Below are 21,681 nucleotides of genomic sequence, written 5' to 3' on the forward strand. Positions count from 1 at the left end.
TAACTCGTCATTGGCAGCTGTGGTTGGCTGCCGCATTCACGGTATTACAGGAACGTATTATGGCTGGAGTAAACAAAGTAATTTTGGTAGGCCACCTCGGCAAAGACCCCGAAGTGCGTCACTTAGAGGGTGGCAATAGCGTAGCCAATTTCACGCTGGCAACCAACGATTACTACAAGGACAAGCAGGGCACGCGGGTAGAGCGCACCGAGTGGCACAACATTGCCGCCTGGCGCGGCCTGGCCGAGCTGGCCGAGAAGTACTTGAAAAAAGGTGGCCTGGTGTACGTAGAAGGCAAGCTGCGCACCCGCCAGTACCAGGATAAGGACCAGCAGACGCGCTACATCACGGAGATTGTGGCCGATGAGATTAGCCTCCTAGGGGGGCGTGGCGGCGGCAACGGCACCAGTAGCCCCACCGCCGTAGCTGCCGGCGAAACCCCCAGCCTGCGCCAAGAGCCGGAACTCGACCAGTTACCGTTTTAACTCGTAGCTGCGCCGCCAACGCGGCTTGCTAAGGGCTGCCTGCTTTTGAGTAGGCAGCCCTTTTGGTTTGCGCGGCCGGCTGCACTAGGGGGCGGGCGCGTTTGCTTATTTCAGTGGCTCGCCCCTAGGGGCACTGCCGGGGCCAAAGGCCACGTTTGGCAGCCGCCTATCTTTGGGGAAGTTTACTGCTACTTATGACAATCTTAGTTTGGTTTGGGCGAATGGGCGTGGCGCTGGGGCTACTGGCCGGGGCCGCCTGCTCGTCGGGCGACGACGACTACACGCCCCGGCCGAAGGGCTTCAACCGCATCGACCTGCCGCCGCACCGCTACCGGCCCCTAGGGCCGGGGCACCCCTACTCGTTCGAGGTATCGCGCTACGCCAAGGTGCTGCGCGATTCGTCGTACCTGGCCCAGCCCGACTGGCTAAATGTATACTACCCACAGCTGCACGCCAACGTGCAGATAACCTACACCAATGCCGAGCGCAACCGTCAGCTTTACAATAAGATGATGGAGGATGCCCGCAAGCTCACCGGCAAGCACCAGATAAAGGCTACGTCGATTGAGGAGCGTATTTTGAAGACGCCCAACGGGTTGCGCGCCTCGGTATTTGAGCTGGAAGGGGAGGTGCCCAGTCAGTTTCAGTTTTATACCACCGACAGCACCAAGCATTTTTTCCGGGCCGCGCTCTACTTCCGCACCGCCACCCAGAACGATTCGCTGGCGCCCGTGATTGAGTACGTGAAGTACGACATGTTGCGGATGCTGAACTCGCTGAAGTACACGAAATAATTTGTCTCAGGTAGAACGTCATGCTGAGCCTGCGAAGCATCTCTACCACACAATAAAGCGGTAGAGATGCTTCGCAGGCTCAGCATGACGTTCTAGTTATGCAATAGTGGCCTAGGCCTTTGGTAGCTAACAGCGGCTAGCTGATTAGGATGAGTAATTTCTTTCAAACAAGAATTGAGTTTTTGCGCGGCGTAGGCTTGCAGCGGGCGCAGCTGCTGGGCAAGGAGTTGGGGCTGTTTACCTACGGCGACCTGATTCAGCGCTACCCGTTTCGCTACCTCGACCGCACGCAGTTCTACAACGTCGTGGACCTGCACGACGACCTGCCTTACGTGCAGGTAAAGGGCGTGCTGCGGGGCAAGGAAGTGATAGGGGAGGGACCTAAGAAGCGTCTGGTGGCCAAGGTGGGCGATGCCAGCGGCGAGCTGGAAGTAGTGTGGTTTAAGGGGGTAAACTACCTGGAGAAAGTGATGAAAAACCACCAGGAGTATATCGTGTTTGGCAAGCCGACGCTCTTCAACGGCCGGCCGCAGATGGCCCACCCTGAGCTGGAGGAAGTGACCGAGCAAAAGACGGGGCAGAGCTTTTTGCAGCCGGTGTACAACACCAGCGAGAAGCTCAAGAACTACCACCGCGTTGACAGCAAGGCCATCATGCGCATGGTGAGCGACCTACTGAAAATTGCGCTGCCGCACGTCACCGAAACCTTATCGCCGGCCCTCATCCAGCACTATGGGCTGATGAGCAAGGCCGAGGCCCTCCAGCAGATTCACTTTCCGCAAAACGATGACTTGCTGCAGGCGGCGCGGTTTCGCCTCAAGTTTGAGGAGTTGTTTTATGTGCAGCTCAAGCTGCTGCGTCAGAAAGACCAGCGCAAGGTGACCCTGGCGGGCCAGGTGTTTAACGAAGTGCCCACCCTGGTGCACTTCTACAAAAACATCATGCCCTTCGACCTAACGGGCGCCCAGAAGCGGGTTATCCACGAGATTTACAAAGATTTCCTGGCTGGCCGGCAGATGAACCGGCTGCTGCAGGGCGACGTGGGCTCGGGCAAAACCATCGTGGCTTTCATCTCGATGCTGATGGCGGCCGACAACGGCGCCCAAAGCTGCCTGATGGCGCCCACCGAAATCCTGGCCGACCAGCACTACCAAGGCCTGAAGGGCTACGCCGACCTGCTGGGGCTCAACATTGGCAAGCTCACGGGCAGCACGCCCACCCGCGAGCGCCGCGTGCTGCACGAGCAGCTGCGCGACGGCACCATGCAAATGCTGGTGGGCACCCACGCCCTGCTCGAAGACGTAGTGCAATTTCGCAACCTCGGGCTCACGATTATGGACGAGCAGCACCGCTTTGGGGTGGCGCAGCGCTCGAAATTGTGGCAGAAAAACCCCTACGTGATACCCCACGTGCTGGTAATGACGGCCACGCCCATTCCGCGCACGCTGGCTATGACGCTCTACGGCGACCTCGACGTAAGCGTGATTGACGAGCTGCCGGCCGGCCGCAAGCCCATTGTGACGGTGCACCGCTACGACGCCAACCGCCTGAAGGTCTTTCAGTTTATCCGCGACCAAGTGGCCCTAGGGCGGCAAGTGTACATCGTGTACCCGCTGATTGAAGAAAGCGAAACCCTCGACTACAAGGACCTGACCGACGGCTACGAAAGCGTGAGCCGTGCTTTTCCGGAAATGCAGATTAGTATCGTGCACGGCCGAATGCGGGCCGAGGAAAAGGACTTCGAAATGGCCCGCTTTGTGAAGAAAGAAACCCAGATAATGGTAGCCACCACCGTAATTGAAGTGGGCGTGAACGTGCCCAACGCTTCGGTGATGGTGATTGAGAGCGCCGAGCGCTTTGGCCTAAGCCAGCTGCACCAGCTGCGCGGCCGCGTGGGCCGCGGTGCCGACCAGAGCTACTGCATCCTGATGACTGGCTACAAGCTGAGCAAAGACAGCCGCACCCGCCTCGAAACGATGGTGCGCACCAACAATGGTTTCGAGATTGCTGACATCGACTTGAAGCTGCGCGGCCCCGGCGACCTGATGGGTACCCAGCAGAGCGGCGTGCTCGATTTACTGATTGCCGACCTGGCCAAGGATGGCCGCATTCTGAGTGAAAGCCGGGCGGCGGCCCAAACTATTTTGAGCGAGGACCCCGGCCTGGAGCTACCAGAAAACGGCAACCTGCGCCGCCATATTGATAGCCTGCCCGCCACCGCTGTTAATTGGAGCCGGATAAGCTAAAAATTACTGAAAAAAAGCATAAAAAAAGCGACCAGACCAGTCACTTAAAGATTAGTACCAAACTAAGTAGGCTGGCTCGCTGCGCGGATTGGCCACTGCGTTATACTGATTGGCCGGAACCAGGGGCAAGGTCATCTTGCTAGTAGCGTAGCTGGCAAACTGCAACGTATCGGCCTTAACTAACCGAGCAACAGGCTGTTCCTGTTTTGCAAAAGCAGCCGACTCGGTGAGGCGCAGGTAGCGGCCCGCAACCACGAGGGCCAGCAATAGGCCAAGCTTAGAAAGCGTTTTCATAAATAGAAATAATGGCAGCACCCAGTCGCAAATTTTATGCCGGGTAATAAGGTGAAAAAGAATTGGGAAAATAGAATCGACTGGGTGGGATAGGATAGCAGCTGCAAAAATAGCAACTGGAAATTTGGTAGGCGCCCGTTTAACGCTACGGTTGAGTTATGGTTGATAGTTCAACGTTAAAATTGTGTTACTACTTCTAAGCCAGCGCATTATTTTGCTTGCCTTGGCGAGCCGGCGGGCGGCGCCTAGGCCCCGGTAGCTGCCCCGCGCCGCGCCAAGTATGGGCCGAAGTACTTTTGGGCACTGCAGTGGGCTAGGCTGCCCTGCGCGAGAACGCGCCTAGCCACTCCGCCTTGCCAATTAATTAACTTAAACTATATGCGTGTTACTGCGATAGGCCTGGTGCTGGCTGGGCTAGCCGGGGCTATTCCGCTGGCTACCCAGGCCCAGAAGGTAAAGACGGTACCCTTCAGCTACCTGCCCGAGCAGGGCGAGGACCGCTACAACATGCGGGTGCCCCAGAAAACCCTGGCCCTGCCCGATGGCAGCGGCTTTGTGATACTGGCCCACCAGAGCGGCAGCGCCTACGCCGTGGAGCGCTACGACGCCGCCCTGAAGAAGCAGTGGAGCACCACCCTGCCCGTGGCCCCCGGCGAAACGGTGGAAGCCTTCGGCCGCAACGCCGAGCAGGTGCTGGTGGTGCTGCACCACGCCGACGACAGCGGCCAGAACCTGACGGCCTACGCCATTGCCCTGGCCGGCGGCCAGAAGGCCGCGCCGGTGGTGCTGGTGCAAGCCGCCGCCGCCGACCGCCGCCCCGTGGTGCGCCTCTCGCCCGATGGCACCCGCCTGCTGGCCTACCGCTACGCCCTCTACGGCAACCAGGTGCGCAGCCTCGTGGGCACGCTCTACGACCAGCGCCTAACGAAAATCCTGGACCGCACTTACGATTTTCGCGACCAGGGCGACTTCTTCTCGCCCAATATCCTGTTGGCCAACGACGGCACCCAGTACGTAACCCTGCTTGGCGACGGGATGCGCCGCCTGACGGTGCGCCGCTACCCAGCCACGCCCGACCGCCTGGGCGTGGCGACGCCCGTACCAGTGCTAGGCGTGCCGGTGGGCGGGGTATTCGGGGGCCAGCCCATTACCATCCGCGATGCCAAGTTCAGCCTGCTGCCCGACGGGCAGCTGTACGCCACGGCCCTGTGCGCCAAAGACAACACCGGCGAGCTGAGCAGCCTGAAGACCGTGCGCTTCGACTTCGGCGCCAACAATATCAAGCTAGCTGAGCCTGTGCCCCTAGGGGGGGCGTTTCTGGCCGAGGTCAATAAAACCTTGAACACCAGCTACAAGCGCCTCGACGACGTGTACTTGACCGATATGCTGCTCACCGACAGCAAGAACCTGGTGGTAATGGCCGAGCGCCACTTCGAGGAGGGTGGCCCCGAGCTGCCGGTGCACGCCCGCGAGCTGTACGTATTCGGCTACAGCCCCTTCCTCACGCCCACCTGGCACCAGCTACTGCCCAAAGACCAGGTGGCGCCTGCTATCGATAGCTACACCGGCATTGGCCTGCGGGCGACCGTGTGGGGCGAGGAGGTGCAGCTGCTGACCTGGGAAGCCCAAGAGGGCAAGAGTGACCTGTACCTACGCCGCCTGCAGGCCGCCACGGGCGTAGCCAGCCCCCTGCAGCGCCTCAAGCTCAACGTCACCCAGACTACTACCGAGCAGCAGCCGGCCTACGTCAAGGACTTCACCACCTGGCTCGACCCCAAGACCATCATCACCGTAAGCCGGCCCAACAAGAAGTCGGCGGCGCTGCAACTGGATGAGATAAAATTCAAATAAGACCGCAGATTTAACGGATTTAAACGGATAAGAACGGATTTTTTGGGGTTCCATCTCGGTTGCTAACCAGCAAGCGCAGAACCCCAAAAAATCCGTTCTTATCCGTTTAAATCCGTTAAATCTGCGGTCTAGTAGCAGTACTCATTCGCTTCAATCAGCCCGGCGGCTACGCGGCGGCGGGCCTCTTTCACGTTGAACATGTCGGGCTTGGTGAAGCGCTTGAGGCCTAGGGCCAGCAGGCGCTGCTCGTCGCCTTCAACCATGCTCGCGATGGCTTCCTTGCCGGCGTGGGCTACCTGGTCGATGGTGTCGGAGAGGTAGACGCGGGCCATGTCGAGCTGGCGGCTCAAGGCTTCCTCGCCCTTGGCGGCCAGCTCCTTCTCCACGCGCAGCAGGGTGCTCTCGGCCACGTAGGTCTTGATGGCCATGTCGGCGATGTTCATCAGCACCTCCTGCTCTTTGGCCAGCGAGTTCATGTACTTCTGCACGGCCGTGCCGGCCACCATCAGGATGGCCTTCTTGAGGTTGGCGATAATCTTCTTCTCGGCGGCCAGGGGCGCATCATTGTCGTCGCTGCCGAAGCTGGGCACGGCCAGCAGTTCCTGCTGCACGGCCTGGGCGGGGCCCATTAGGTCTAGCTCGCCCTTGAGGCCCTTCTTCAAAATCATGTCCACGGCCAGCATCCGGTTGATTTCGTTGGTGCCCTCGAAGATGCGGTTGATGCGCGAGTCGCGGTAGGCGCGGTCCATGGGGTAGTCGGCCGAGAAGCCGTAGCCGCCGTAAATCTGCACGCCTTCATCGGTCACGTAGTCAAGCACTTCCGAGCCTTCCACCTTCAGGATGGCGCACTCTACGGCAAACTCGCGGGCGGCGCCCAGCAGGGCCTCGTTGGTGCCCATGCCGCTGGCCAGCAACTCCTGCTCCTTGCGGAAAATGTCCTCCCCGGCGCGGTAGATGGCCGATTCGACGGCGTACATGCGGATGGCCTGCTGGGCCAGCTTGAAGCGGATGGCCCCGAACTTGGCAATGGGCAGCTTAAACTGCACCCGCTCGTTGGCGTATTTCACGCTCTGGTTGGCCGCCATCTTAGCGCCGCCCAGGCAAGCCGCCGCCAGCTTGATGCGCCCGATGTTGAGCACGTTGAAGGCGATGAGGTGACCTTTGCCAATCTCGCCCAGCACGTTCTCCTTGGGCACCAGCGCGTCGCTTAGAAATACCTGCCGGGTGCTGCTGCCCTTGATGCCCATCTTGTGCTCCTCCGGCCCCAAGCTCAGGCCGGGCGTGTCGCGGTCCACGATGAAGCCGGTGAACTTGTCGCCGTCAATCTTGGCAAACACGATGTACACGTCGGCAAAGCCGGCGTTGGTAATCCACATTTTTTGGCCGTTGAGCACGTAGTGCGTGCCCTCGGCGTTGAGCACGGCCTTGGTCTTGGCCCCTAGGGCATCCGAGCCCGAGCCGGGCTCGGTGAGGCAGTAGGCGCCCATCAGCTCGCCGCTCGTGAGGCCCGGAATGTACTGCTGCTTCTGCGCGTCGGTGCCGAAGTACAGAATCGGCAGCAGGGCGATGCCCGTGTGGGCCGCAAACGCCACCGGAAACGAGTGGCCGCCGCCCACGCCCTCCGTCACGCGCAGGGCGGTGGGGAAGTCCATGTTCAGCCCGCCCAGCTCCTCGGGCACGCTCACCCCAAACAGCCCTAGGGCCCCCGCCTTCTCCATAATGCTGCGCATCAGCCCTTCCTCGTGGTTGTCGAGGCGGTCGAGCACCGGCATCACCTCGGCAGCCACGAAATCGAGGCAGCTCTGGTACATGTAGTTCTGCTCCTCCGTAAAATCGGCGGGCGTGAAAACGTCTTGGGCCTCAGTGGGCTTAATAATGAATTCGCCGCCCTTGGCAACGGGCTTGTTCGATACTTCCATGACGATTTTGGATTAGGGATGGGACTAAAAACTGTTAGGCTAGCCGAGTATTTGGGTAACGCTACGCCCGGCGCGTTGGTGCTGCAAGATACACGGAAATTTGTTAGGCGTGCCGACTAATTTAAGAAAAAGCAGGGGTGGGACTCGCCCCTACTTCAGCAGTTCGTAGATGCCGGCTACGCCCTGGCCGCCGCCAACGCAGGCGGTTACCATGCCGTATTTCTTGCCGCGCTCGCGCAGCTCGTCGAAGAGCTGGATGCTGAGTTTCGCGCCGGAGCACCCTAGGGGGTGGCCCAGGGCGATAGCTCCGCCGTTCACGTTGAGCTTGTCGGGGTCGATGCCCAGCTCGCGCACTACGGCCAGCGACTGGCAGGCGAAGGCCTCGTTCAGCTCAATCAGGTCGATGTCTTCCAGTTTGAGGCCGGCTTGCTTGAGCACTTTCGGCACGGCCTTGATGGGTCCCATGCCCATGATGCGCGGCTCCACGCCCTCGCTGGCGTAGTTCACCATGCGGGCAATCGGCTCCAGGTTCAGCTCCTTCACCATCTTCTCGCTCATTACGATGACGAAGGCCGCGCCGTCGGAAGTCTGCGAGGAGTTGCCGGCCGTGACCGAGCCACCCTGCGCGAACACGGGGCGCAGGCGGGCCAGGGCCTCCAGAGATGTATCGGCCCTAGGGCCCTCGTCGGTATCCACCACGTAGGAGCGGGTTTTCTTCTTGCCGCTGGCCTGGTCGAGGTAGGTTTCCTCTACCGTGATGGGCACGATGCTTTTCTTGAACTTGCCGGCCGCGATGGCCTTGATGGCCTTCTGGTGCGAGTTGAAGGCGAACTCGTCCTGGTCCTGGCGCGAGATGTTATAGTCTTTGGCCACGGCTTCGGCGGTGAGGCCCATGCCGATGCTGTAGTCGGGGTACTGCACGGCCAGCTTGTAGTTGGGCACGGTTTTCCAGCCCACGGTGGGCACCAGGCTCATGCTCTCGGTGCCGCCGGCGATGATGCAGTCGGCCATGCCGGCCGTGATTTTGCCCACGGCCATGGCAATGGTTTCGACGCCCGAGCCGCAGTAGCGGTTCACGATGAGGCCCGGCACGTTGATGGGCAGCGCCAGCAGCGAGATGAGACGGCCCATTTGCAGGCCCTGCTCGGCCTCGGGCACGGCGTTGCCCACAATCACGTCGTCCACCCGGCTAGGGTCGAGGGCGGGCACCGAGGCCACGAGGTGCTTGATGACATCGGCCGCGAGGTCGTCGGGCCGGGTGAAGCGGAATACGCCCCTAGGGGCTTTGCCGACGGCCGTGCGGTAGCCAGCGACGATATAGGCTTGTTGGGGAGTCATGGTAGGGTGGGGTTGTTTGAGCGCAGAGTTTCGCGAAGTTGGCAGAGTTTCGCAAAGGCTAGAGAACTCTGCGAAACTCTGCCAACTTCGCGAACTCTGCGCGTTAATTACGCAGCGGCTTGCCCGTCGTGAGGATGCTTTGAATCCGCTCCAGCGTCTTGCGCTCACCGGTCAAACTCAGAAACGCCTCGCGCTCCAAGTCCAGCAGGTACTGCTCGCTCACCTCGGTGGGCGCGCTCAAGTCCCCGCCGCACATCACGTAGGCCAGCTTATTTGCAATTTTCTCGTCGTGGTCGGAGATGTAGTTGCCCATCTTCATGGCGTACACGCCGCTCATGAACATGCCCAGCGCGCCCCGGCCGTGCACCTTGATGTTCCTTTTCTGCACCGGCTGTGAGTAGCCCGCGTCGGCCAGCTCTAGGGCGGCGGCTTTCGCTTGAGCTATCACGCGGCTAGGGTTCACCACTACTTCGTCGCCGCGGCGCAGGAAGCCCAGGTCGAAGGCCTCGGCGGCGCTGGTCGAAACCTTGGCGGTGCTGATGGTCATGTACGTGTTGCGCAGTAGATTATACTCCGGCTCGCCGTCCTCGTACTTGGCGGCGGTGCGCAGGGTCATTTCCTTGGTGCCGCCGCCGCCCGGTATCAGGCCCACGCCGAACTCGACGAGGCCGATGTAGCTCTCGGCGGCCGCTACTACCTTGTCGCAGTGCAGGTTCAACTCGCAACCGCCCCCTAGGGTCAGGCCGTGCGGGGTGCCCACCACCGGGATGCTGCTGTAGCGCATCCGCATCATAGCCTGTTGGAACTGCTGAATCATCAAATTCAGCTCATCAAACTCCTGCTCCAGCGCCTGCATGTACACCAGGCCCAGGTTGGCGCCGGCCGAGAAGTTGGGCGCGTCGTTGCCCACCACCAGGCCCCGGTAGCCCTTCTCGGCCATGTCCACGCCGCGCAGCAGGCCTTCAATCACGTCCTGCCCTAAGGCGTTCATCTTAGCGTGAAACTCCACGTTGAGGATGCCGTCGCCCAGGTCGAGCACCGAAGCGCCCGAATTCTTCCACAGCACCTTGCCGCTGGCCCGCAGGTTGTCGAGAATGATAAAGTTCTCGACGCCGGGGATGGGCTGGTAGCTTTTGCTGGCCTGGTCGTAGAACTTGCGGGTGCCGTCTTCCACCTTGTAAAAAGTCTGGTAGCCAGCGGCTAGCATCTCCTCCACCCACGGCGCCACGGTGCGCCCGGCGGCCTTGGCCAGCTCCACGCCGGCCGGCACCCCTAGGGCATCCCAGGTCTCAAACGGCCCCAGCTCCCAGCCGAAGCCGGCCCGCAGCGCGTCGTCAATCTTGTACAGCTCGTCGGCGATTTCCGGCACCCGGTTGCTCACGTAGGCAAACAGCCCGCCGAAGCTGAGGCGGTAAAATTCGCCCGCCTTATCCTTGCCGCCCACCAGCACCTTGAAGCGGTCGGCCAGCTTGTCAATCGTCTTGGTCAGCTCCAGGGTCGGAAATTTCACCTTCTGGCTCGGCTGGTACTCCATCGTAGCCAGGTTCAGGGCCTGGATTTCCGATTTGCCGCCCGCGCCCTTCACTTTCTGGTAGAAGCCCTGGCCGGTCTTGTCGCCCAGCCACTTGCGCTCGCCCATCTGCTTCACGAAGTCGGGCAGCGCAAACACGTCCTTGGCCTCGTCATTGGGTAGCCCAGCGGCTAGCCCGTTGGCTACGTTGATGGTCGTGTCAAGGCCCACCACGTCGGACGTGCGCAGGGTAGCCGACTTGGCGTGGCCGATAACCGGGCCCGTCAGGCGGTCGGTTTCCTCCACCGTCAGGCCCAGCTTTTGCATCGTGTGCATGGCGTCGAGCAAGGCCCACACGCCCACGCGGTTAGCGATGAAGCCGGGCGTGTCCTTGGCCAGCACCACCGTCTTGCCCAGGTATAAGTCGCCGTAGTGCTGCAAAAAGTCCAGCACCTCGGGCTGCGTTTCTGGGCCAGGAATAATTTCCAGCAGCTTCAAATAGCGCGGCGGGTTGAAGAAGTGTGTGCCGCAGAAGTGCTGCCGAAAGTCCTCCGAGCGCCCCTCGGCTAGCTGCTGAATGGGGATGCCGCTGGTGTTGCTGGTGATGAGCGTACCCTTCTTGCGGAACTGCTCCACGCGCTCGTACAGACTCTTTTTGATGTCGAGGCGCTCCACCACCACCTCAATCGTCCAGTCGCAGCTGGCAATATCCTTCAGGTTGTCGTCGAAGTTGCCCGTCGTGATGCGGGCGGCATCGGCCTTGCGGTAGAGCGGGGCGGGGTTGCTGGCCACGGCCGCCGCCAGCGCCGCATTCACAATGCGGTTTTTCACCGCCGGCGCGTCCAGTTTCAACCCTTTCTTCTCCTCATCGGCCGTCAGCTCCCTAGGGGCGATGTCGAGCAGCAGCACCTGCACGCCGATGTTGGCGAAGTGGCAGGCAATGCGCGAGCCCATCACGCCGGAGCCGAGCACCGCGACTTTCTTGATTACTCGTTTCATACGGTAGCGCGGCTTGCGCCGCACGTTGGGTTGGGTAGGAAAAAGGTAAATTTATTAGGCTTGCAGCGTAATCGGCGCTGAAAAAGAATGTCATGCTGAACGTGGTGAAGCATCTCTACCGCTTCGTTGAGCGGGGCCAGGCGGCGTGGTAGAGATGCTTCGACTTCGCTCAGCATGACGTGCTGGTAAGTTGCATTAAATAGTTTCCTTGCGCAGCGGCTTGGGCTCGAAGTCCTCGAACAGCGTCTTACTTTCGATGAGCGCTGTAATCTGCCCGGCCACCTTGAAGAAGGTTTCCAGCTGGCCCTGGGGTATCTTCTCGCGCATCTTCTGGTTGAAGTGGCGCACCGTCTGGCGCGAAACCTCCTTCTTTTCCAGCCCCAAATCGGTGAGGAAGATGCGCACCGAGCGCTTATCCTGCGCGTCGGCCTGCTTGTAAATCAGCCCCTTCTCCTCCATGCTGCGCAGGATGCGCGTGAGCGAGCGGGTTTCTAGGCCCAGCAGCGGCGCAATCTTAGTGGCCGGCGTGCCCAGCGCCTGGTCGATGTTGAGCAGCACAAAGCCGATGCTGGTGGTAATGTCGCTCTTAGCCGCCTGCGCATTATACATGCGCGAAATGGCGTGCCAAGCCACTTTGATATTGTAATCAACGGTTTCTTCGGGTTTCATGCGGGGCGGGAAAGTGCGGTAAACATACGAAGAAATTTGTTAGGCTTGCATACTACTTGCTGCCTGTATTTACAAGAACGTCCGGCTGAGCCTGTCGCAGCGTCGCTACCGCATCGCCCGGACGACACGCTAGCAGCGCGGGTGAGAGGCTGCGACAGGCTCAGCCGGACGTTCTTTTTTGCGCGCGAAGCAACAGCTTTAATGCGCCTGCCGCTCATGCGGCTCGCGCTCGGCCCGCTCGTACAGCTCGTCAATTAGCTGCTGGTTGTTCTCGGTTATCACCTTGCGCTTCACCTTCATGGTGGGGGTCATCTCGCCGCTTTCCACCGTCCAGTGCTCGGGTAGCAGCGCCTCTTTCTTCACCTGCTCCCACTGCGCAAAGCCCTGGTTGTACTTCTTTACCAAATCGTGGTAGAGCTTTACTACCTTCTCGTCCTTTACCAGTTCGGCGTTCGACTTCGCGGCCACGCCGTTCTGGCTCGCCCATTTCTTTAGTTCGTCGAAAGCCGGCACAATGAGGGCCGCTGGAAACTTGCGGTCGGCGCCCACTACCATCAACTGCTCAATGAGTGGGTCTTCTTTCATCTTGTTCTCAATCACCTGCGGGGCGATGTACTTGCCGCCGCTGGTTTTGAACATCTCCTTCTTGCGGTCAGTGATTTTCAAGAACTTACCATTTACAAACTCGCCAATGTCGCCGGTGTGGAACCAGCCATCCTGGTCAATGGCCTCGGCCGTGAGGTCGGGCCGATTGTAATAGCCCTTCATCACCGACGACGAGCGGGTTAGAATCTCACCGTCCGGGGCAATTTTTACCTCCATATTTTCAATTAGCGGCCCCACGGCGCCAATCATATTATCCTGCTTCTCATAGCCGTTCACCGCGATTACGGGCGAGGTTTCAGTAAGGCCGTAGCCCTCCATCACCCGGATGCCAGCCGCCCAAAACACCCGCGCCAGCCGCGGCTGCAAGGCCCCGCCGCCGCTTACGATGCAGCGTAGCTTGCCCCCTAGGGCCTCGCGCCACTTGTTGAAGATGAGCTTATTAGCCAGTGCCAATTCGGTGTTATAGAAGAAGCCCTGGTCTTTCTGCGTGTCGTATTTCAGCCCTAGGTCGAGGGCCCAGAAGAAAAGCTTGTGCTTGATGCCGGTTTGCTCGTGGCCCCTGGCCACGATGCGGTCGTATACTTTTTCGAGCAGGCGCGGCACGGTAGTGAAGATGCTGGGCTGCACCTCGCGCAGGTTATCGGCAATGGTTTCCATACTCTCGGCGTAGTAGATGCTTACGCCGTGCAGCATGTATAAGTACGTCACCATGCGCTCGAAAATGTGGCACAACGGCAAGAAGCTCAAGGCTTTGTCATCTTTGCCCACGGGCACGGCCGTGCTGCTGTTGCGGCAGTTGCTCAGGATGTTGTCGTGGCTCAGCATCACGCCCTTGGGCTGGCCGGTGGTGCCACTGGTGTAGATGAGCGTCAGCAAATCGTCGGGCTGCACGGCGGCCTTCAGGGGCTCCAGGTCGGCGGGGTTGCCGGCTTGCCCTAGGGCCAGCAGCTCCGAGAAGGGCCGGGCGCCGGCTACCTTATCGAAGGTGAAGATGTTCTCGGCCGGAATGTCGAGGTCGGCGGTCGCCTCCTTCACCTTATCAAACAAGTGCTTGTCGCTCACAAACACGGCCCGCACGCCGGCATCGGTGAAAATGTACTTGTAGTCCTCGACCGTGATGCTGGGGTACATGGGCACGCTGGTGGCCCCAATCTGGGCAATGCCGAAGTCGGCCAGCAACCACTCGGGCCGGTTTAGGCTGATAATGGCCACTTTATCACCTCGTTGCAGGCCCAGCTTCAGCAGCCCTAGGCTCACCAGGTTGGCCTGGTCCTGCACCTGCTGGCTGCTGAGGGGGGCGTAGGTGCCGCCGTGGGGCTTGCCAGCCAGCGCGTCGGGTTTAGGGAATTTCTCCAGCTGGTGAGCGAGGATATCGAAAGAGCGGCGCGCGTCCATAAGGATGACTAGAAGGGCAGGGGCGGGGAAATGAGGTGTTAAAGAAACACGATTTTTTGCGAAAACTGCGCTAGTAGCCGCCAGCTGGCAAGCTAGGGCGGCGCAATAGGGACGGGAGAAGCGTAATTTTGACCCTGCCCGCCGCGCTTCCTTTATGAACCTGGCCCTCTTTTTCGATTCACTGCCCGACGAGCTGCTAGCCCCTACCGCCGTGCCCACCGCCCTGGCGGCCTACCTCACGCCGTTTGGCGAGGCGTTTCCCGACTGGCGCGCCGCCGACCTGGCCCTCATTGGCCTTGACGAGTGGCGCGGCTCTGCGGCCGGCCCGCCGCCGCCCGGCCACCACGGCGCCAACCGCGTGCGCGAGCGCTTCTACCAGCTGCAAAAAAGCACCGGCCCGCTGCGCCTCGTCGACCTGGGCAACCTGCGGCCCGGCCCCACCCTGGAGGACACTTACCAGCGCCTGCGCGAGATAGTGGCGGCCCTGCTCGAAGCCGGCACCGTGCCGCTGCTGCTGGGCGGCGGCCACGACCTCGACATTGGGCAGTTTACGGCCTACGAAGCGCTCAACCAGTCGATTACCTTCGCCGTGGTAGATGCCAAGCCCGACATGGGCCTGCCGCTGCCCAGTGCCCCGGCCGAGGCCACCCATTTGCGCCGCCTGCTCACGCACGAGCCCAACATCATCTTCAGTTGCGCCCACCTAGGGCACCAGCAGTACCTGACGCCCCCCGACGTGCTAGCGGCTTTTGAGAAGCTGCACTTCGAAACCATGAGCGTGGGCGAGCTGCGCACCGACCGCCGCCTGGCCGAGCCGCTGCTGCGCCAGGCCGATTTTCTGAGCTTCGACGTGGCGGCCATCCGCTGGCAAGATGCGCCCGGCTACCACCCGGCCAGCCCCTTCGGCCTTAGCAACGAGGACGCCGCCCAGCTCTGCTGGTACGCTGGCCACAACCCGCAGCTTAGCTCCCTAGGCCTCTACGGCTACCGGCCCGAGCACGACCCCCACGGCCTGGCCGCCGCCACGCTAGCCACCATGCTCTGGTATTTTGTGGAAGGCTACAACCACCGCAAGCCCGAAACCGGCTTCGGCACCTACCGCTTCCTCACCTACACGCTGGTGCTGCCCAACCCTCAGCCCAACGAGCCCACCGAGCTAGTGTTTTACAAGTCGCGCCGCCAGGACGACGTGCCCAAGTGGTGGATGGAGGTGGAAGGCCTGGCCGACCAGTCGCTCAAGCGCATCGTGCCCTGCACCCACCAAGACTACCTGCAAGCCGCCCAGGGCATCCTGCCCAAGCGCTGGATTTGGACGCAGGCGCTGCTGGGATAAATTATGGGTACCAAAAGAACGTCATGCTGAGTTCCGCGAAGCATCTCTACCGCGTCGTTAAACGACATTGTTCGGTAGAGATGCTTCGCGGAACTCAGCATGACGTTCTAAATAAGTGATAATCAATGGTTGATTATACCCGCAGCCAGCTAGCCCTGCGCAACGGCCAGGACCGCCCCGAAATCTGGGTGGCTTACCGGGGCGACATCTACGACGTGAGCCGCTCGCGCCTGTGGCAGCGCGGCAACCACTACGAGCACTGGGCCGGCCAGGACCTGACCCGCGAGCTGGACGAGGACGCCCCGCACCTGGCCACGGTATTCGACAAATTCCCCGTAATTGGCCGCCTCAAAAGCTGACGCCCGCGCCCTGCGCACTACTGCGCTTTACCACCGCGTACCTCCGCGGTAACTTCCCAAACGAAGCCCGAACGAACATGACCACCGAAACCCCCTCCGAATACAACGACCTCGAAACCCTGCCCACGGCCGCCCTGCTGGCCGGTATGAACCAACTCGACCAAACCGTGCCGCTGGCCGTGCAAAAGGTGCTGCCGCAGGTAGAAGCCCTGGTGGAAGCCACCGTGGCGCGGCTGCGCGCCGGCGGCCGGCTGTTCTACATCGGAGCGGGCACCAGCGGGCGCCTAGGGGTGGTCGATGCCTCGGAGTGCCCGCCCACCTTCGGCGTAGCGCCGGGGCTGGTAATCGGCATTATGGCCGGGGGCGATGGGGCCATCCGCACGGCCGTGGAAGGCGCCGAGGATAATCCCACGCAGGCCTGGGCGGACATGCAGGCATTCGGGGCCAACGCACAAGATGTGCTGGTGGGCATCGCCGCCTCGGGCCGCACGCCCTACGTGATTGGCGGCTTGCAGGCGGCGCGGGCGGCGGGGCTGGCCACCGGCTGCGTGGTGTGCAACGCGGGCTCGGCCGTGGCGGCAGCTTGCGAGTTTCCGGTGGAAATCGTGACCGGGCCCGAATTCATCACGGGCAGCACCCGCCTCAAAGCCGGCACCGCCCAGAAGTTGGTACTCAACATGCTCACCACGGCCACCTTTGTCCGCCTAGGGCACGTGAAGGGCAATAAGATGGTGGATATGAAGCTCAGCAACGACAAGCTGGTAGACCGCGGCCAGCGCATGCTGATGGATGAGCTAGGCATTGCGCAGCCCGAAGCAGCCGACTTGCTGCGCCAGCACGGCTCGGTGCGGGCGGCGCTGGCGACGCGGCAGACCTAGGGGTAAAAGTGTGCACTAAAGCCGAACGATTCGGGCGAAATGGCGTTTTTGCAGGGGGCCTTCGCTAGCTGGCTCGCTTTGCTATGCACACCATTGAGCCGCACTACAACTGGATTGAGCACTACTCGGCCGCCGAGGATGAGCGTTCGCCGCTTTTCGGCACCGAGTACAGCCTCGATACGTTTAGCAATACTATTTACGGCTACTACATTCATCCCCAGTGGGATAGCTTGGAGTCGGATACGCTGTTTTTCAAGATTCTGTGGGCCGACTACGACGAGGGCGCGGCCGTGCTGGAGTTTATTGGCGAGTGGAACGACGCCATTGAGAATGACATCATGAGCCTGAAGCGCAACATCCTCGACGTGCTAATGCACGAGGGCATCAAGCGCTTCATTCTGGTGGGCGAGAACGTGTTCAACTTCCACGGCTCCGACGATAGCTACTACGAGGAATGGTTTGAGGATGTGGAGGATGGCTGGATTGCGGGCGTGAATTTCCAGGACCACGTGCGCCGCGAGATGGCGCAGTACGGGCTGGATAATTATATCAATTTTGGCGGGCAGCTCGACGACCTGCCTTGGCGCACCTTCGAGCCGCGCCGCCTGGTAGAGCACGTGGATGGACTGATTCGGCGGCGCCTAGGGGCCTAGGGGCCTAGCCAACAAAAAAGCCCACGGCTGGCTGCCGTGGGCTACTAAAAGAGGCGTTGGTGTAAAAGCTTACTGCTTGTTGCGCTTGCTTTTCTTGGTGCTGGTGTCGTCGGCGTTGTCGTCTTTCTCGGCGCCGGGGGCGTCGGTCACGATGCGACGCTGCTCGGCTACGGTGCCTTTGTACACTTCGGGGCCGTTTTGGCGGCGGGCTTTGCGCTGGGCCTTTTTAGTGGCTTTGCTCATGGGCTCCTGGGTGGTTTGAGCTAGGGCTGGTAGGGCCTCAAAAGCCAGGGCGCCTGCGAGGAGGGCGAGGGCGAGAACGTTTTTCATGGGAGTTGATTGGGGAAGAGTATGGCGTGAATGCAGGTACCAAAATAGGCGATTGATGCTTAAAAAGTTTCACCTGCTAAGAAGTTTTTGTATCAAGAACTAAGCCAGCCAAAGGCGCGTCATCGTTTAGTACTACTGTCCAACCAGGCGCCCGAAGCGGACTGCACTGCAAAAGTCTCGTCAGCGCATATAGCAAGCACTTGTATTTCAATAGTTAAGCAGCATATTATAGCTGTATTGCTGAGCTAGACAAGAGGAATAAGCTAGCAGCAGTATGTTGCTTAAGCACACAGATAATTAATTGGTTGTGTAGCCAAAATAAAAAGCCCCGCTCACGAGGAGCGGGGCTTTTGTAGTAAACAGCGGTCAGCCGAACAGGCTGGCCAGCGTAATTACATTTTCTTGGTGGTGTCGGCTTTGTTCTCGATAGCGTCCGACATGTTGTCGCCAGCCTTGCGGGTCGAGTCGGCTTTAGCCTCCATCATGTCGGCTTTAGCGTCGGCGTTAGCCTCTACGGCGTCAGCCTTATTTTCGGCAGCATCCTCTTTTTTGCTGTCGCACGAAGCGAGCGAGAACGATACAGCGGCAACGGCGAGGAACAGTACTTTTTTCATGGTCGAAGTTGGTTAGGGAAGTTTACAGTTTCCGGGCGTTTATACCGGCTAACCCGGCAGGTAACCCAACCGTAGGAGAAAATTCTACTTTTTTCGGAAGGCCAGGCCAATTGGCACGCCCGTGAAGTCGAAGTGCTCGCGCATCCGGTTCTCCAGATACCGGGCGTAGGAATCGGGGATGTACTGCGGCAGGTTGCAGAAGAAGGCGAACACCGGGTTGTGGGTGGGCAGTTGGGTGGCATACTTGATGCGCACCATCTTGCCCTTCTGAATGGGCGGCGGGTACTTCTCAATCTCCTTTAGCATCACGTCGTTAAGCTGCGAAGTTGGAATCTTGCGGCGCTTGTTGGCGTACACTTCCATGATGACTTCCAACGACTTGTGCACGCGCTGCTTATTCAATACCGAAATAAATAAGACGGGCGGATAGGCAATAGGCGCAATTTTCTCCTTAATCTTGGCTTCAAAGTCGCGGGCGGTATTGGTTTCCTTGCCCTCAATCAAATCCCACTTATTCACCAAAATCACGATGCCCTTGCGGTTTTTATCGGCCAGGGCGATGATGGCCACGTCCTGGGCCTCGATGCCGCGGCTGGCGTCGAGCAGTACCACGCACACGTCGGCGGCCTCCATGGCCCGCAGCGAGCGCATGTTGGAGTAGAACTCAATGTCCTCGTTCACGCGCGCTTTACGGCGCAGGCCGGCCGTGTCCACCAGCATAAACTCGTGACCGAAGGCGCTGTACTTGGCCTCGATGGCGTCGCGGGTGGTGCCGGCCACGTCGGTCACGATGCTGCGGTCCTCGCCCAGCAGCAGGTTCACAAACGACGACTTGCCCACGTTGGGGCGGCCGATGATGGCAATGCGCGGCAGCTCTGAGTTGGGGGCTTCTTCGCCCACCTCGGGGAAGTGGCTGACCACGGCATCGAGCAGCTCACCGGTGCCCGAGCCGTTTTGCGACGAAATGGCGAACACCTCGGTGTCGCCGAGCCCTAGGGCATAGAACTCGCCCGAGCCGTGCGCCCGCAGGTTGGTGTCGGCCTTGTTGGCCACGATGTAAATGGGCTTCTTGCCGATGTAGCGGCGCAGCACCTGGGCAAATTCCTCGTCCAGCCCGTGCAGGCCGGCGTCGGCGTCCACCATAAACAGCACCACGTCGGCCTCGTCGATGGCCAGCTTGACCTGCTTGTTGATTTCGCCCTCAAAAATATCCTCCGAATTGTGGACGTAGCCCCCGGTGTCGATGACGGTGAAGTTGTGGCCGGTCCAGTCGCCGTAGCCGTAATGACGGTCGCGCGTCACGCCGCTCTGGTTGTCCATGATGGCCTGGCGGCTGCCCACCAGGCGGTTGAACAGGGTGGACTTGCCCACGTTGGGGCGGCCCACTATTGCAATGGTATTCATTGGCTTGACTCCAGCCGCCGGCCCGACCAATGCGCGGCAGTACCCGGAGTAATTAAGTGATGTAAGGTCGGTTTTTTGAGTTCTGTCATGCTTCGACCAGCTCAGCATGACAATGATTTACTCTTTGTAGCCGAAGCGGCTGAGGGCTTTGGCGTCGGTGCGCCAGTTCTCATTCACCTTGACGAACAACTCCAGGAACACTTTTTTCTGGAAGAACTTCTCCATCTCCTCGCGGGCCCAGGTGCCGACCTTTTTCAAGGCCTCGCCTTTGGCGCCGATGATGATGCCTTTCTGGCTGCTGCGCTCGACGTAGATGACGCCGCGGATGCGGATGATTTCGTCGTCCTCCTTAAACTCCTCGATGACGACCTCGCAGCTGTAGGGAACTTCCTTTTTGTAGAGCTTGAAGATTTTCTCGCGCACCATTTCGGCGGCAAAGAAGCGCTCGGGCTTGTCGGTCAGCTCGTCTTTGGGGTAGTAAGGCGGGTGCAGGGGCAGGTGCTCTAGCACCAGTTGCAGCACCCGCTCGGTGCCGAAGGCGTTGAGAGCCGAGATGGGCAGCACTTCGGTGGCATTGGGCAGGTGCTCTTTCCAGTAGGCCAGTTTGGCCTCGACCTCGGCCTGGTCGGCCTGGTCTATCTTGTTCACCAGCACGATGATGGGCACGTCCTCGGTTTTGCGCAGGCGCTCCACCACGGGTTCCTCGTCGTGCTTCTCGTAGATGTCGGTGACGAACAGAATCACGTCGGCGTCTTCCAGCGACGAGTACACAAAAGCCATCATGGCGTTGTGCAGCTCGTATTTGGGCTGGATGATGCCGGGCGTATCGGAGTAGATGAGTTGGAAATCGTCGCCGTTGAGGATGCCCAGGATGCGGTGGCGCGTAGTTTGGGCCTTGCTGGTGACGATGCTTAGGCGCTCGCCCACGAGCGCGTTCATCAGCGTCGACTTGCCCACGTTGGGCTTGCCGATGATGCTGACAAAGCCGGCGCGATGTGGCTTGGGTTCGGGGTTCACGCTAGGGATGTTTTTGAAAATGAGGCCGCAAAGGTACGAAATGTTAAGCCTCCGGCCGCCATTGCCGTGCGAATAGCTCGCCGGGTTTGTCATGGCTCACCCGCCGGGCCTTGCGCGAAAAGTCAATTCGATTTGCGGAAAGCGTCAGCAAGGGCGGCGGTGGCGGCCAGGACCTTTGTGCTGAACAAACGCCCCTAGGGCCTCTACTATGTTTCTAGGTCATTTTGGTGCCGCGCTGGCGGCCAAGCCCCTGCAGCCCCGCGTATCGCTGGGCACCCTGTTTCTGGCCGCGCAGCTGGCCGATTTGCTGTGGCCCACGCTGCTGCTGCTGGGCGTCGAGCGCGTGCAGATAGTGCCCGGCCTGCTGGCTGCCTCGCCCTTCAACTTTGAATATTACCCCTTCTCGCACAGCCTGTTGGCGCAGGTGCTGCTGGGGCTGGCCCTAGGGGTGGGCTATGGCCTGCTGCGCCGCAACTGGCGCGGGGCGCTGCTGGTGGGCCTGCTGGTGCCCAGCCACTGGCTGCTCGATTTGCTGATGCACCGCCCCGACCTGCCGCTGGCCCTGGGTACCTCGCCCAAGCTGGGCCTGGGCCTGTGGCACTACTTGGTGCCCACGCTGCTGCTGGAGCTAAGCACGCTGGCCGCCGGGCTGTGGGTGTACGTGCGCCGCACCCGGCCCCGCACCCCCGCCGGCCGCTATGGCCTGTGGGTGCTGGCGGCACTGCTGGTGCTGTCGTACCTCAGCGCCGAGCTGGGGCCCACGCCGGCTAGTGTGCCGGCCCTGGCCTGGGGCGGGCAGGCGCTGTGGCTGTTCGTGGCCCTAGGGTACTGGGTCGATGCTAAGCGCGAGGCGGTAGTAGTATAAAATTGCCCGTCATTGCGAGCACGAGCGCAGCAATCGCACCAGAACGTCGTCGGGCGAGTGTCGTCCGGGTTGCGATTGCTGCGCTCGTAATGACAGGCCTTTTGGCAGACGTGCAGATTTCC

19 protein-coding genes are annotated in these 21,681 nt (G+C 60.6%); 9 read left to right on the forward strand and 10 right to left on the reverse strand.

What is annotated here, in order from left to right:
* Positions 1 to 59: 59 nt before the first annotated feature.
* The 3 genes from HHL22_RS14365 (at position 60) to recG (ending at position 3,525) form a co-directional block, all read left to right on the forward strand.
* Positions 60 to 485, forward strand: a complete 426-nt coding sequence (locus HHL22_RS14365) for a single-stranded DNA-binding protein (protein ID WP_169532036.1) — start codon at positions 60 to 62, stop codon at positions 483 to 485.
* 194 nt (positions 486 to 679) lie between these two features.
* Positions 680 to 1,279 carry a gliding motility lipoprotein GldD gene (gldD, locus tag HHL22_RS14370; RefSeq protein WP_241738105.1) on the forward strand — a complete coding sequence of 200 codons (600 nt, stop codon included), beginning with the start codon at positions 680 to 682 and terminating at the stop codon, positions 1,277 to 1,279.
* A gap of 149 nt (positions 1,280 to 1,428) precedes the next feature.
* The gene (gene recG / locus HHL22_RS14375) at positions 1,429 to 3,525 is read left to right on the forward strand and encodes an ATP-dependent DNA helicase RecG (protein ID WP_195809289.1); all 2,097 of its coding nucleotides are present in this window, start codon (positions 1,429 to 1,431) and stop codon (positions 3,523 to 3,525) included.
* Positions 3,526 to 3,576: 51 nt separating this feature from the next.
* Here recG and HHL22_RS14380 read toward each other — a convergent pair whose 3' ends face one another.
* On the reverse strand, positions 3,577 to 3,819 hold the full coding sequence (locus tag HHL22_RS14380; protein WP_169532037.1) for a hypothetical protein: 243 nt from the start codon (positions 3,817 to 3,819) through the stop codon (positions 3,577 to 3,579).
* 378 nt (positions 3,820 to 4,197) lie between these two features.
* Between HHL22_RS14380 and HHL22_RS14385 the strand changes: the two genes are divergently transcribed.
* Complete coding sequence (locus tag HHL22_RS14385; RefSeq protein ID WP_169532038.1) at positions 4,198 to 5,670, forward strand: hypothetical protein; 1,473 nt, start codon at positions 4,198 to 4,200, stop codon at positions 5,668 to 5,670.
* A 128-nt stretch (positions 5,671 to 5,798) separates the two neighbouring features.
* Here HHL22_RS14385 and HHL22_RS14390 read toward each other — a convergent pair whose 3' ends face one another.
* The 5 genes from HHL22_RS14390 to HHL22_RS14410 form a co-directional block, all read right to left on the reverse strand.
* Entirely contained in the window at positions 5,799 to 7,589 is a 1,791-nt protein-coding gene (locus tag HHL22_RS14390; protein ID WP_169532039.1) for an acyl-CoA dehydrogenase family protein, read from the reverse strand.
* Positions 7,590 to 7,739: 150 nt separating this feature from the next.
* A complete protein-coding gene (locus HHL22_RS14395; protein WP_169532040.1) occupies positions 7,740 to 8,927 on the reverse strand; it encodes an acetyl-CoA C-acyltransferase in 1,188 nt (395 codons plus the stop codon).
* A gap of 103 nt (positions 8,928 to 9,030) precedes the next feature.
* Positions 9,031 to 11,436 (reverse strand): 3-hydroxyacyl-CoA dehydrogenase/enoyl-CoA hydratase family protein, encoded by a 2,406-nt coding sequence (locus tag HHL22_RS14400; RefSeq protein ID WP_169532041.1) that lies wholly within the window; start codon positions 11,434 to 11,436, stop codon positions 9,031 to 9,033.
* Positions 11,437 to 11,631: 195 nt separating this feature from the next.
* Positions 11,632 to 12,105 carry a MarR family winged helix-turn-helix transcriptional regulator gene (locus HHL22_RS14405; RefSeq protein ID WP_169532042.1) on the reverse strand — a complete coding sequence of 158 codons (474 nt, stop codon included), beginning with the start codon at positions 12,103 to 12,105 and terminating at the stop codon, positions 11,632 to 11,634.
* Between the two features lie 198 nt (positions 12,106 to 12,303).
* A complete protein-coding gene (locus tag HHL22_RS14410; RefSeq protein WP_169532043.1) occupies positions 12,304 to 14,106 on the reverse strand; it encodes an AMP-dependent synthetase/ligase in 1,803 nt (600 codons plus the stop codon).
* Between the two features lie 154 nt (positions 14,107 to 14,260).
* On the opposite strand from HHL22_RS14410, the gene HHL22_RS14415 reads away from it, so the two are divergent.
* The 4 genes from HHL22_RS14415 to HHL22_RS14430 all read left to right on the forward strand — a co-directional run bounded on the left by HHL22_RS14415 (position 14,261) and on the right by HHL22_RS14430 (position 17,329).
* Positions 14,261 to 15,439 carry a formimidoylglutamase gene (locus HHL22_RS14415; RefSeq protein WP_169532044.1) on the forward strand — a complete coding sequence of 393 codons (1,179 nt, stop codon included), beginning with the start codon at positions 14,261 to 14,263 and terminating at the stop codon, positions 15,437 to 15,439.
* A gap of 125 nt (positions 15,440 to 15,564) precedes the next feature.
* Positions 15,565 to 15,798, forward strand: a complete 234-nt coding sequence (locus HHL22_RS14420) for a cytochrome b5 domain-containing protein (protein ID WP_169532045.1) — start codon at positions 15,565 to 15,567, stop codon at positions 15,796 to 15,798.
* 77 nt (positions 15,799 to 15,875) lie between these two features.
* Positions 15,876 to 16,676 carry an N-acetylmuramic acid 6-phosphate etherase gene (murQ, locus tag HHL22_RS14425; protein ID WP_169532046.1) on the forward strand — a complete coding sequence of 267 codons (801 nt, stop codon included), beginning with the start codon at positions 15,876 to 15,878 and terminating at the stop codon, positions 16,674 to 16,676.
* Between the two features lie 83 nt (positions 16,677 to 16,759).
* On the forward strand, positions 16,760 to 17,329 hold the full coding sequence (locus HHL22_RS14430; protein WP_169532047.1) for a hypothetical protein: 570 nt from the start codon (positions 16,760 to 16,762) through the stop codon (positions 17,327 to 17,329).
* 69 nt (positions 17,330 to 17,398) lie between these two features.
* On the opposite strand, the gene HHL22_RS14435 is transcribed toward HHL22_RS14430, so the two are convergent.
* The 4 genes from HHL22_RS14435 to era form a co-directional block, all read right to left on the reverse strand.
* Entirely contained in the window at positions 17,399 to 17,659 is a 261-nt protein-coding gene (locus tag HHL22_RS14435) for a hypothetical protein (protein WP_169532048.1), read from the reverse strand.
* Between the two features lie 392 nt (positions 17,660 to 18,051).
* Positions 18,052 to 18,273, reverse strand: a complete 222-nt coding sequence (locus HHL22_RS14440; RefSeq protein ID WP_169532049.1) for a hypothetical protein — start codon at positions 18,271 to 18,273, stop codon at positions 18,052 to 18,054.
* 84 nt (positions 18,274 to 18,357) lie between these two features.
* Complete coding sequence (gene der, locus HHL22_RS14445; protein ID WP_169532050.1) at positions 18,358 to 19,677, reverse strand: ribosome biogenesis GTPase Der; 1,320 nt, start codon at positions 19,675 to 19,677, stop codon at positions 18,358 to 18,360.
* 117 nt (positions 19,678 to 19,794) lie between these two features.
* Entirely contained in the window at positions 19,795 to 20,694 is a 900-nt protein-coding gene (gene era / locus HHL22_RS14450; protein ID WP_317172669.1) for a GTPase Era, read from the reverse strand.
* 208 nt (positions 20,695 to 20,902) lie between these two features.
* On the opposite strand from era, the gene HHL22_RS14455 reads away from it, so the two are divergent.
* Positions 20,903 to 21,559 carry a hypothetical protein gene (locus HHL22_RS14455; protein WP_169532052.1) on the forward strand — a complete coding sequence of 219 codons (657 nt, stop codon included), beginning with the start codon at positions 20,903 to 20,905 and terminating at the stop codon, positions 21,557 to 21,559.
* The last annotated feature ends 122 nt before the right edge of the window (positions 21,560 to 21,681 follow it).

The sequence above is a fragment of the Hymenobacter polaris genome (genome assembly GCF_012927305.1).
GTDB classification, from domain to species: Bacteria; Bacteroidota; Bacteroidia; order Cytophagales; family Hymenobacteraceae; genus Hymenobacter; species Hymenobacter polaris.